Raw genomic sequence first — 11,735 nt, 5'->3', positions numbered from 1 at the left:
ATTTTTTATGGAGAAATCATGCGCCTGCCTATATTTCTTGATACCGATCCCGGCATCGACGATGCCGCGGCGATTGCCGCCGCCATTTTTGCTCCCGAGCTGGATCTGCAGCTCATGACCACCGTTGCCGGTAACGTCTCCGTTGAAAAAACAACGCGCAATGGCCTACAACTGCTGCATTTCTGGGACGCCGATATCCCGCTGGCGCAGGGTGCCGCTGCGCCGCTGGTTCGTCCGCTGCGCGACGCGGCTTCTGTGCACGGTGAATCCGGCATGGAAGGATACGACTTTGTTGAACATAACCGCCAGCCGCTGGCGAAACCGGCGTTCCAGGCTATCCGCGACGCGCTGATGCTGGCGCCGGAGCCCATCACGCTGGTGGCAATTGGCCCGTTGACCAACATAGCTCTGCTGCTGACGCAATACCCCGAATGCCGCTTTAATATCCGTCGCCTGGTGATTATGGGCGGCTCGGCCGGACGCGGTAATTTTACCCCAAACGCAGAGTTCAATATTGCTATCGACCCGGAAGCTGCTGCCCTGGTGTTCCGCAGCGGCCTGGATATTGTGATGTGTGGGTTGGATGTCACTAACCAGGCGATGCTGACTCCGGACTACCTTGCGTCACTCCCGGCGCTCAATAAAACCGGTGCGATGCTGCACGCACTATTTAGCCACTACCGAAGCGGCAGTATGCAAAGTGGATTACGGATGCACGACCTGTGCGCGATTGCGTGGCTGGTAAGTCCTGAACTGTTTACGCTGCAATCGTGCTTTGTGGCCGTTGAGAAGCAGGGACAATACACCGCAGGTACGACCGTGGTGGATATTGAAGGGCGGCTCGGCCAGCCCGCCAACGCGCAGGTTGCGCTGGGGCTGGACGTTGCCGGTTTTCAGGCGTGGGTGGCTGAAGTCCTGTCGCGCGCAGCGTAGTGATTACCAGGGAACCGTATTGCCACGAAAGTCGAGGTATTCGAGCCCTGGCCGCTGCTGTTTTTCCAGCAGCACATTGACCAGCAGCGGGATGGTTTCTTCCATGGTGTAGGGCGCATCAGGGCCGCCCAGCGCCGTTTTTATCCAGCCCGGCGCCATCGTCACCATCGGCCGTGCCTTCATCTCTGGACGTGCGGCCAGGCTACGCATAAACATATTCAGCGCGGCTTTACTTCCCCGGTAAAGTTCGCGCTGCCCGCCCTCATTATTCGCAATGCTGCCCTGGCCTGAAGACATGACACCAATCAGCCCGCCATCGCTGACCTGTGGGGCGATCTGTTCAATCACTCGCATTGGCGACAGGGCGTTGGTCAGCATGACCTGCATAAACTCGTCGGTGGTGATTTCACCAATAGTCTGCGAAGGATCGCGGTTGGTGGTTCCCGCATTCACAAACAGCATATCAATCGCTTGGCCGCTGAGCCGTTGGCGTAGCGCACTGATTTGTGTCGGTTCACAGATATCCAGCTGTTCAATTCGTACCTGCTGTGGGTATTCGCGCGCTAGCGCGTGCAACGGTGTGTCTTGGGCGGTATTGCGGACAGTACCGATCACCTGCCAGCCGTGTTGAACAAAGGTTTCTGCCATGGCATGGCCCAGACCGCGTGATGCGCCAATCAAAAGTAAGGTTTTGCTGTGCATGATGTTCTCTCCAGTTCGCGAATGTCGCGTGATGTCGAAAATATAGAAGTAAACATTAGATGGCGGAAGACGCAGCGATTACAGTAATAACCTGCATCAAACGCCTTACCTCATTCGGAGTCCGCCATGAACGAGCCTGATTTTAATTTGCTGTTGGCGTTGGATGCGCTGCTGAGCGAAGCCAGCGTTGCCGGTGCTGCGCGGCGTTTGGGGTTGAGTGCCTCGGCGATGAGCCGGACCTTATCCCGGCTGCGTACTGCCACCGGTGACCCGTTGCTGGTGCGTGCAGGCCGACGGATGGTGTTAACGCCGCATGCGCAGGCTATCCAGCAGCGGGCTAATAGCGCCACGCTGGAAGCGCGTTTAGTATTGACGCCGGTGGTATCGGCGTTGACGCTGCCGGCGTTGGAAAGAACGTTCACGCTGCGGACTAATGAAGGGTTTATTGAAACCTTCGGGCCGTGCCTCATTAACGCGGTGGCGGCTGTCGCACCGGGTGTGTGTCTCTGTTTTGTACCAAAAGCGGAGAAAGATGCCGCACCGCTTCGCGAAGGGCGGGTGGATCTGGAGATCGGTGTATTGAGCGGGATGGGGCCAGAGATCCGCTTGCAGGCGCTTTTCCGCGACCATTTTGTCGGCATGGTGCGGCAGGGGCATCCGCTGCTGCAAACGGGGGAAGTGAGCGCGGAGCGCTACGCGGCCTTTGGGCACGTCGTATCATCACGTCACGGTAAAGCGCAGGGGCCGGTCGATATTGCTCTTGCTGAATTGGGGCTTCAGCGCAACATTGCCGCTATTGTACCGGGATACTCGGCGGCAATGTCGGTGGTTCAACACGCCGATCTCATTGCTCAGGTTCCGGCTTCCTGGTTTGCTAACCAGCAGGCGCGTTTTCCTGAAGGGGTATTTCAGGGCTTTGCGCTGCCGGTAAAAACGCCACCGATTACCGTTTCGCAGATGTGGCATCCCCGAATGGAAATGGACCCGGCGCATCGCTGGCTGCGGCAGCAGGTGCTAAGCGTCTGTCAGACGCTGGAGCCGGAGAGTTTCTCACTGAGGTAATCAATCATCGCCCGCATTCTGGCCGGCATATGCTTGTCGCGTGTCCACAGCAGCCACAGATCACCGCTGTAGTCGCTGATAAATTCCCACTCGGGCAGAACCTGTACAATCTCGCCGCTGGCCAGCGCTTCGCGTGCGGTGAAAAGCGGCAGGCTGCCAATCCCCAGATGATGCTTTACCGCATCCAGCCGCACGCCGGTATGGTTGGCGGCATAGCGCCCACGCGTTTGCAGGGTTTCTACTTTATCACCACGGCGAAATTTCCAGCGCGAGTCGGCGGGCGTCTCGCCAAGGCTAATGCAGCTGTGATCGCGCAGTGCCTGTGGATTATCCGGCGTTCCGTGGCGGCGTAAGTATTCCGGCGTGGCGCAGATAATATGGCTGACCGGCATCAGCGCTTTACCGTAGAGGCCAGGCGATGGCGATTGGCTGATACGCAGCGCCAGGTCAACGCCATCGTCAATGAGATCCATATAGCGATCTTCCAGTCGCAGGCAGACATCCACGTCAGGGAAGCGTGCGAAGAATTCAGCCATCAAAGGGTGGACGACAAATCGCCCGACGGCTTTAGGAACGCTGACGGTCAGCTTCCCCTGGGCAATATTCTGGCGGCTGCTAGCGGAATCTATTGCCATCTGCGCCGCACTCAGCATCTCCTGGGCATGTTCATATACCATCTTGCCGGTATCGCTCAGCGCCAGCTTACGCGTGGTGCGATGCAGCAGTTTGCTGCCCAGCGCCTGTTCAAGACGCGAAACGCTTCGGCTCATGGCTGAAGGCGTTGCTCCTGCGATTTTTGCGGCAGCCGAAAAACTGCCCTGGTCGATAATCAATACAAAGGTCGCAAGATCGGGAAGGAGATTAGGGTTCATTTGTGCATTCCAGGCAAAGATGCATTGAGCGTACACGGGATTATCGTCGTGAGTAAATTGAATATACTCTGCTCATTAAGAGGAGAACAACCATGACTGAACGCCTTTATTACACCAGCGATGCGACTGAAGGGCAGGCTAACATTATCAGTTGTTTGGCCGAATCGGATGGGCAATATGCCATTGTGTTAGACCGTACGCTGTTTCACCCACAGGGCGGCGGACAGCCTGCGGACAGCGGTTGGATTGAAAGTGCAGTGGTACAAAGCGTGATATCGCGCGGTGAAGAGGTAGTACATATTGTGGCAGAGCCACTCCCGTTGGGAGAGGCAAGGCTATGTGTTGACGTTGATCGCCGCCAGCTCCACGCGCGGCTGCATTCTGCCGGACATCTGATAGGCATGGCGGGTGAACAGTGCGGTTGGCGGCCGGTTAAGGCCCATCACTGGCCGGGCGAAGGGCGTATCACCTTTGCGCCGGGTGAATCGCATCGGCTACCAGAAGCAGACACTTTACTGGCAACCCTCCGTGACTGGCAGGGTGTGAATCTTTCGCGCCGAATCACCTTCGACGGTGGTTTACGGCAGGTGGGATTTGGTGAGTTGGCTGGATATCCGTGCGGTGGAACGCATGTCGCCCAATTATCTGAGATTGGTGAGGTGACAATAACCCAGCTAAAGCTCAAGAAGGGACAAATGATCGTTCACTATTCGTTACAGCCATGAAGTCCTCACCTGCAATAGGGCTACGTTGATTGGCTGGCTGTCTGCGTTTTTCTGGTTGTTTTCTCACCACTCCACGCGATTGCGAGCGAGTTTGACTTCCTTCCCTCACTACGGCAATGATTCATCCTGCGGGATGAATCATGTCTTTTACTGATATTCCTCTCTGTTTATCATTAAATTCTAATTATGGACGTTTTCGGCTAGCGACCCTCCAGCGGGCTGGTTACTCTGAAAACGATTTACGCAATTTTAATAAAAGAGAATAGCTATGCATGATGCACAAATCCGCGTTGCCATCGCGGGCGCTGGCGGCCGTATGGGACGACAGTTAATTCAAGCTGCGATGGCAATGGAAGGCGTTCAACTGGGTGCTGCGCTGGAACGCGAAGGCTCCTCCTTGTTGGGCAGCGATGCCGGTGAGCTGGCGGGAGCAGGAAAGTCTGGCGTGACCGTTCAGAGCAGCCTCGAAGCGGTAAAAGATGATTTTGACGTGTTTATCGATTTTACGCGCCCGGAAGGGACGTTAACGCACCTGGCATTTTGCCGTCAGCACGGCAAAGGCATGGTGATTGGCACCACCGGTTTCGACGATGCGGGTAAACAGGCCATTCACGATGCTTCTCAACAGATTGCTATTGTGTTTGCGGCCAATTTTAGCGTTGGCGTTAACGTGATGCTGAAGCTGCTGGAGAAAGCGGCGAAGGTGATGGGTGACTACACCGATATCGAAATTATTGAAGCGCACCACCGCCACAAAGTGGATGCGCCTTCGGGCACCGCGCTGGCAATGGGTGAGGCAATTGCCGGTGCGCTGGATAAAGATCTAAAAGAGTGCGCGGTCTACTCGCGTGAAGGCTATACCGGCGAACGCGTACCGGGCACCATTGGTTTTGCAACCGTACGTGCGGGCGACATCGTGGGCGAACATACCGCCATGTTTGCGGACATTGGCGAGCGCGTGGAGATTACCCACAAGGCTTCCAGCCGCATGACGTTTGCCAACGGCGCGGTGAGATCGGCTTTATGGCTTAAATCAAAGTCAAATGGTCTTTTTGACATGCGTGATGTATTGAATTTGAATGATCTATAAGAGTTTATTACCCATCGTGATGTGGTTGTTGTAATCATAACGACTTGATTACACAGGGCGATATTTTATCGCCCTTTATTTTATCTGTTTATTGGTTAATAACCTCTTAGATTGGCATTTTCCTATATTTTCTTGCTTTAAAGTGTTGGTTAAATGTAAATTTTGACCATCTGGTCTACTTTTTGACTCCGCCTGATGCCATTTAACACTCTTCCTGGTCCGCAAGCGTTTTCTACAATGAGTTAGTTGATCTTTTTAACCTCTTTTGGCGACTGATTTCACCAGTGCCACAAAATAATAATAAAAAATGCCCTTTAAGGTAGACTTTTGCTGAGGCTATCTCTAGAATGCCGCCGTTTGCCAGAAATACGTCGGTAAGCAGATTTGCATTGATTTGTGCCATTGTTATGAATTAATATGCAAATAAAGCGAGTAAATATTCTCTGGAGGGTGTTTTGATTAAGTCAGCGCTATTGGTTCTGGAAGACGGAACCCAGTTTTACGGTCGGGCCATCGGGGCAACGGGTTCGGCGGTTGGGGAAGTCGTTTTCAATACTTCAATGACCGGTTATCAAGAAATCCTCACTGATCCTTCCTATTCTCGCCAAATCGTCACTCTTACTTATCCCCATATTGGTAATGTCGGCACCAACGCCGCCGATGAAGAGTCTTCCCAAGTTCATGCTCAGGGTCTGGTCATTCGCGACCTGCCGCTGATTGCCAGTAACTACCGCAACACAGAAGACCTCTCTTCTTATCTTAAGCGCCATAACATCGTGGCGATTGCCGATATCGATACCCGTAAGCTGACTCGTTTGCTGCGCGAGAAAGGCGCTCAGAACGGCTGCATCATCGCGGATGATAACCTCGATGCGCAGCTGGCGCTGGAAAAAGCCAAAGCGTTCCCAGGCTTGAACGGAATGGACCTGGCAAAAGAAGTGACCACGGCTGAAACCTACGGCTGGACTCAGGGTAGCTGGACGCTGGCAGGCGAACTGCCGGAAGCGAAGTCCGAAGAAGAGCTGCCGTTCCACGTCGTTGCCTACGATTTTGGCGCCAAACGCAACATTCTGCGTATGCTGGTAGACCGCGGCTGCCGCCTGACGGTTGTCCCGGCGAAAACCTCTGCCGAAGAGGTGCTGAAAATGAATCCAGACGGTATCTTCCTGTCAAACGGCCCCGGTGACCCGGCTCCGTGTGACTACGCGATTGAAGCGATTGAAAAATTCCTCCAGACCGAGGTTCCGGTCTTCGGCATCTGCCTGGGCCATCAGCTGCTTGCGCTGGCCAGCGGTGCGAAAACCATCAAGATGAAATTCGGTCACCACGGTGGCAACCACCCAGTGAAAGATATCGATAACAACGTGGTGATGATTACCGCGCAAAACCACGGCTTTGCGGTGGATGAAGCGACGCTGCCTGCTAACCTGCGCGTGACCCACAAATCGCTGTTCGATGGCACGCTGCAGGGGATTCACCGCACCGATAAACCGGCATTTAGCTTCCAGGGTCACCCTGAAGCGAGCCCGGGTCCACACGATGCTGCGCCGCTGTTCGACCACTTTATCGAGTTAATTGAGCAATACCGTCAGTCCGCGAAATAATCAGGAGTTAAAGAGCCATGCCAAAACGTACAGACATAAAAAGTATCCTGATTCTGGGCGCGGGCCCGATTGTTATCGGTCAGGCGTGTGAGTTTGACTACTCCGGTGCCCAGGCGTGTAAAGCGCTGCGTGAAGAAGGTTACCGCGTCATTCTGGTGAACTCCAACCCAGCAACTATCATGACCGACCCGGAAATGGCCGATGCGACCTACATCGAGCCGATTCACTGGGAAGTGGTACGCAAAATCATCGAGAAAGAACGTCCGGATGCCGTGCTGCCAACCATGGGTGGCCAGACCGCGCTGAACTGTGCGCTGGAGCTGGAACGCCAGGGCGTGCTGGAAGAGTTCGGCGTCACCATGATTGGTGCGACCGCCGACGCGATTGATAAAGCCGAAGACCGCCGCCGTTTCGACGTGGCGATGAAGAAAATTGGCCTCGACACCGCGCGTTCCGGCATCGCACATACCATGGAAGAAGCGCTGGCAGTTGCCGCTGACGTGGGCTATCCGTGCATCATCCGTCCAAGCTTTACCATGGGCGGCACCGGCGGCGGTATCGCCTACAACCGCGAAGAGTTCGAAGAAATTTGCGAACGCGGTCTGGATCTGTCCCCAACCAAAGAGCTGCTGATTGATGAGTCGCTGATTGGCTGGAAAGAGTACGAGATGGAAGTGGTGCGTGATAAAAACGACAACTGCATCATCGTCTGCTCTATCGAAAACTTCGACGCCATGGGCATCCACACCGGTGACTCTATCACCGTGGCACCTGCGCAGACCCTGACCGACAAAGAATACCAAATCATGCGTAACGCTTCGATGGCGGTACTGCGTGAAATCGGCGTCGAGACCGGTGGCTCTAACGTCCAGTTCTCGGTAAACCCGAAAGACGGTCGCCTGATTGTCATCGAAATGAACCCGCGTGTATCCCGCTCTTCGGCGCTGGCGTCTAAAGCCACCGGTTTCCCGATTGCTAAAGTCGCGGCGAAACTGGCGGTGGGCTACACCCTCGACGAACTGATGAACGACATCACCGGCGGCCGTACTCCGGCATCCTTCGAACCGTCCATCGACTATGTTGTAACCAAGATTCCTCGCTTCAACTTCGAGAAATTTGCTGGCGCGAACGACCGCCTGACCACCCAGATGAAATCTGTCGGTGAAGTGATGGCAATTGGCCGTACTCAGCAGGAATCTCTGCAGAAAGCTCTGCGCGGCCTGGAAGTGGGCGCGACCGGTTTCGACCCGAAAGTGAGCCTTGACGACCCAGAAGCGCTGACCAAAATCCGCCGCGAGCTGAAAGACGCGGGTGCCGAGCGTATCTGGTACATCGCCGATGCCTTCCGTGCGGGCCTGTCCGTTGATGGCGTCTTTAACCTGACCAACATTGACCGCTGGTTCCTGGTGCAGATTGAAGAGCTGGTTCGCCTGGAAGAGAAAGTGGCTGAAGTCGGTATCACCGGCCTCAACGCTGACTTCCTGCGCCACCTGAAACGTAAAGGCTTTGCCGATGCGCGTCTGGCGAAGCTGGCTGGCGTACGCGAAGCGGAAATCCGCAAACTGCGCGACCAGTATGACCTGCACCCGGTCTACAAGCGCGTCGATACCTGTGCGGCAGAGTTCGCGACCGATACCGCCTACATGTACTCCACCTATGAAGATGAGTGTGAGTCTAACCCGTCCGTTGACCGCGATAAAATCATGGTTCTCGGCGGCGGCCCGAACCGTATCGGCCAGGGTATCGAATTTGACTACTGCTGCGTACACGCCTCACTGGCGCTGCGTGAAGACGGTTACGAGACCATCATGGTCAACTGTAACCCGGAAACCGTTTCGACCGACTACGACACCTCTGACCGCCTGTACTTTGAGCCGGTTACCCTGGAAGACGTGCTGGAAATCGTACGCATCGAGAAGCCAAAAGGCGTCATCGTGCAGTACGGCGGCCAGACCCCACTGAAACTGGCGCGTGCGCTGGAAGCCGCAGGTGTACCGGTTATCGGTACCAGCCCGGATGCCATCGACCGCGCAGAAGACCGTGAGCGCTTCCAGCATGCGGTTGACCGTCTGAAGCTGAAACAGCCGGCGAACGCCACCGTAACTGCCATCGAAATGGCGGTAGAGAAAGCGAAAGATATCGGCTATCCGCTGGTGGTTCGCCCTTCTTATGTACTCGGCGGCCGCGCGATGGAAATCGTCTACGACGAAGCTGACCTGCGTCGCTACTTCCAGACCGCAGTCAGCGTGTCTAACGATGCGCCAGTACTGCTGGACCGCTTCCTGGACGACGCGATTGAAGTCGATGTGGACGCTATCTGTGACGGTGAAATGGTGCTGATTGGCGGTATCATGGAGCACATCGAGCAGGCTGGCGTTCACTCCGGTGACTCCGCATGTTCTCTGCCAGCCTACACGCTGAGCCAGGAAATTCAGGACGTGATGCGCCAGCAGGTGCAGAAACTGGCCTTCGAGCTGCAGGTACGCGGTCTGATGAACGTGCAGTTTGCGGTGAAAGATAACGAAGTCTACCTGATTGAAGTTAACCCGCGTGCGGCACGTACCGTACCGTTCGTCTCTAAAGCCACCGGTGTACCGCTGGCGAAAGTGGCAGCACGCGTGATGGCTGGCCAAACGCTGGCACAGCAGGGTGTGACTGAAGAAATCATCCCACCGTACTACTCGGTCAAAGAAGTGGTACTGCCGTTCAACAAATTCCCAGGCGTTGACCCACTGTTAGGGCCAGAAATGCGCTCCACCGGGGAAGTGATGGGCGTGGGCCGCACCTTCGCAGAAGCCTTCGCTAAGGCGCAACTGGGCAGCAGTTCTACCATGAAAAAACAGGGCCGTGCGCTGCTCTCCGTCCGTGAAGGCGATAAAGAGCGCGTGGTTGACCTGGCCGCTAAGCTGCTGAAACAGGGCTTTGAGTTGGATGCTACCCACGGTACCGCCGTAGTACTGGGCGAAGCGGGTATTAACCCACGCCTGGTGAACAAGGTGCATGAAGGTCGTCCGCACATTCAGGACCGTATCAAGAATGGCGAATACACCTACATCATCAACACCACCGCAGGTCGTCAGGCGATTGAAGACTCCAAGCTGATTCGCCGCAGCGCGCTGCAGTACAAGGTGCATTACGACACCACCCTGAACGGCGGCTTCGCTACCGCGATGGCGCTGAATGCGGATGCCACCGAGAAGGTGACGTCAGTTCAGGAAATGCATGCGCAGATTAATAAGTAAGCGTAAGGCATAAAAAACGCCGGGCTCTGCCCGGCGTTTTTGTTTGGTACATCTGACTCTTTTTCTGACCGTTCGCCTTGCGGCGGCGGCTTATTACAACGCCCGGTGTATTACTGTTCTGTCGCTGGTGTCACGCCGGAGACCTGCTGTGACTTGCTGGCCTGCTCCTCACGATATTTCAGGTTATCCCAGATGCGGAAGAACGGGTAATACATCACCAGCGAGATGCCAAGATTGACGATTTGCAGCACCGAACCGGAGATATGGCCACCGGTTGCCAGATATCCGCTGACCACAATTGGCGTGGTAAACGGCAGCGCGATCCCGGCCGGTTTGGCCACCAGACCGGTAGTCATCGCCACGTAAGAGACAATCACCAGCACCACCGGGGTCAGGATAAACGGCACCACCAGGTACGGGTTCATCACGATCGGAATACCGAATACCATCGGCTCACTGATATTAAACAGGCTGCCCGGCGCGGCGATTTTACCGAGCTGCTTCATCTGCACGCTGCGGCTGCGCAGAATCATGAAAATCACCAGCCCTAACAGCGCCCCGGTGCCACCCGGCGCAATCCATAAGTCGTAAAACTGCTGGGTAATGATGTGTGGGATCGGCAGGCCGTTCTGGAATGCTTCCAGGTTCTCAGACATATTGCTTAACCAGACCGGGCGGATAAACACCAGTACGATGGTGTCGCCGTGCAGGCCCAACATCCACAGAATCCCAATCAGCAGTACCGAGATAATCATCCCCGGCAATGAACCGCCGACGTGGCTCATCGGGATGCCAACCAGCTCGGTGATCATGGTATTAATGTCGCCAAACGGCGTGGCTTCAACCAGCAGACGCAGCGCCAGCACCACTGCCAGCACGCAGAAACCAGGGATCAGCGCGAGGAATGATTTCGCCACCGCCGGAGGAACGCCTTCCGGCATGCGGATAACCAAATTACGGTCATTCACGAAGCGGTAGATTTCCGTAGACAGCAGGGCAATCAGGATGGCCACGAATAGCCCCTGACTGCCAATTTGCCCCATCGGCATCACTCCTTTCACCAGCTGTGCCACATCGCTGCCCGCAGGCGTAAACATGATGTGTTGAGGAATGGTCATCACGAAGGCCACCAGAGATACGGCCCCGGCGGTCAGCGGATCAAGGGTGCGGTACTTCTCCGCCAGACGGTAGGCGATACCGAAGCTGGAGATCAGTGCCATGATGTCGTAGGTCGCCTTCACCGGATAGAGGACTTTCTCCTGCCACGTTGGGCCGAAAAGTTCACTCATCAGCTGGCCGTAGCCCGGTACCGGCAGATAGGCAAAAATCAGGAAAAACGAGCCTATTAGCATAAACGGCATATTGAGGATGATACCGTCACGCACCGAAAGCACGTGTTTTTGTCCGGCGATCTTTAGCGCGGTCGGCAAAACGTATTTATCAATTATCGATTTATTCACAGACACCCCCTGCCCGGAGCAGACGTTGCCGACCGGGTTTTATTG

The 11,735-nt window shown here is 55.4% G+C and carries 9 protein-coding genes; 6 read left to right on the top strand and 3 right to left on the bottom strand.

Annotated elements, in window-relative coordinates:
* Positions 1 to 18 precede the first annotated feature (18 nt).
* Positions 19 to 933 (top strand): ribonucleoside hydrolase RihC, encoded by a 915-nt coding sequence (gene rihC / locus KP80_RS08160; RefSeq protein ID WP_052283100.1) that lies wholly within the window; start codon positions 19 to 21, stop codon positions 931 to 933.
* 3 nt (positions 934 to 936) lie between these two features.
* Here rihC and KP80_RS08155 read toward each other — a convergent pair whose 3' ends face one another.
* Positions 937 to 1,635 (bottom strand): SDR family NAD(P)-dependent oxidoreductase, encoded by a 699-nt coding sequence (locus KP80_RS08155; protein WP_052283099.1) that lies wholly within the window; start codon positions 1,633 to 1,635, stop codon positions 937 to 939.
* A gap of 126 nt (positions 1,636 to 1,761) precedes the next feature.
* On the opposite strand from KP80_RS08155, the gene KP80_RS08150 reads away from it, so the two are divergent.
* Positions 1,762 to 2,697, top strand: a complete 936-nt coding sequence (locus tag KP80_RS08150; protein WP_052283098.1) for a LysR family transcriptional regulator — start codon at positions 1,762 to 1,764, stop codon at positions 2,695 to 2,697.
* Here the strand turns inward: KP80_RS08150 and KP80_RS08145 are convergent.
* Entirely contained in the window at positions 2,661 to 3,569 is a 909-nt protein-coding gene (locus tag KP80_RS08145) for a LysR family transcriptional regulator (protein ID WP_052283097.1), read from the bottom strand. The genes KP80_RS08150 and KP80_RS08145 overlap by 37 nt on opposite strands.
* A 92-nt stretch (positions 3,570 to 3,661) precedes the next feature.
* On the opposite strand from KP80_RS08145, the gene KP80_RS08140 reads away from it, so the two are divergent.
* From KP80_RS08140 to carB, 4 genes are all read left to right on the top strand, one after another.
* A complete protein-coding gene (locus tag KP80_RS08140) occupies positions 3,662 to 4,294 on the top strand; it encodes a serine-tRNA(Ala) deacylase AlaX (protein ID WP_052283096.1) in 633 nt (210 codons plus the stop codon).
* Between the two features lie 268 nt (positions 4,295 to 4,562).
* The gene (dapB, locus tag KP80_RS08135; RefSeq protein ID WP_052283095.1) at positions 4,563 to 5,384 is read left to right on the top strand and encodes a 4-hydroxy-tetrahydrodipicolinate reductase; all 822 of its coding nucleotides are present in this window, start codon (positions 4,563 to 4,565) and stop codon (positions 5,382 to 5,384) included.
* Positions 5,385 to 5,839: 455 nt separating this feature from the next.
* Positions 5,840 to 6,988, top strand: coding sequence for a glutamine-hydrolyzing carbamoyl-phosphate synthase small subunit (carA, locus tag KP80_RS08130; protein WP_052283094.1), 1,149 nt, complete (start codon positions 5,840 to 5,842; stop codon positions 6,986 to 6,988).
* A 17-nt stretch (positions 6,989 to 7,005) separates the two neighbouring features.
* A complete protein-coding gene (gene carB, locus KP80_RS08125; RefSeq protein WP_052283093.1) occupies positions 7,006 to 10,230 on the top strand; it encodes a carbamoyl-phosphate synthase large subunit in 3,225 nt (1,074 codons plus the stop codon).
* 110 nt (positions 10,231 to 10,340) lie between these two features.
* On the opposite strand, the gene celB is transcribed toward carB, so the two are convergent.
* Complete coding sequence (gene celB, locus KP80_RS08120; RefSeq protein ID WP_156315617.1) at positions 10,341 to 11,690, bottom strand: PTS cellobiose transporter subunit IIC; 1,350 nt, start codon at positions 11,688 to 11,690, stop codon at positions 10,341 to 10,343.
* Between the last annotated feature and the right edge of the window lie 45 nt (positions 11,691 to 11,735).

The organism is Kluyvera genomosp. 1 (genome assembly GCF_001266615.1).
Taxonomy (GTDB): Bacteria; Pseudomonadota; Gammaproteobacteria; order Enterobacterales; family Enterobacteriaceae; genus Kluyvera; species Kluyvera cryocrescens_A.
Note: the sequence above shows the minus strand (reverse complement) of the source record. Positions and strands in the feature narration are given on the sequence as shown.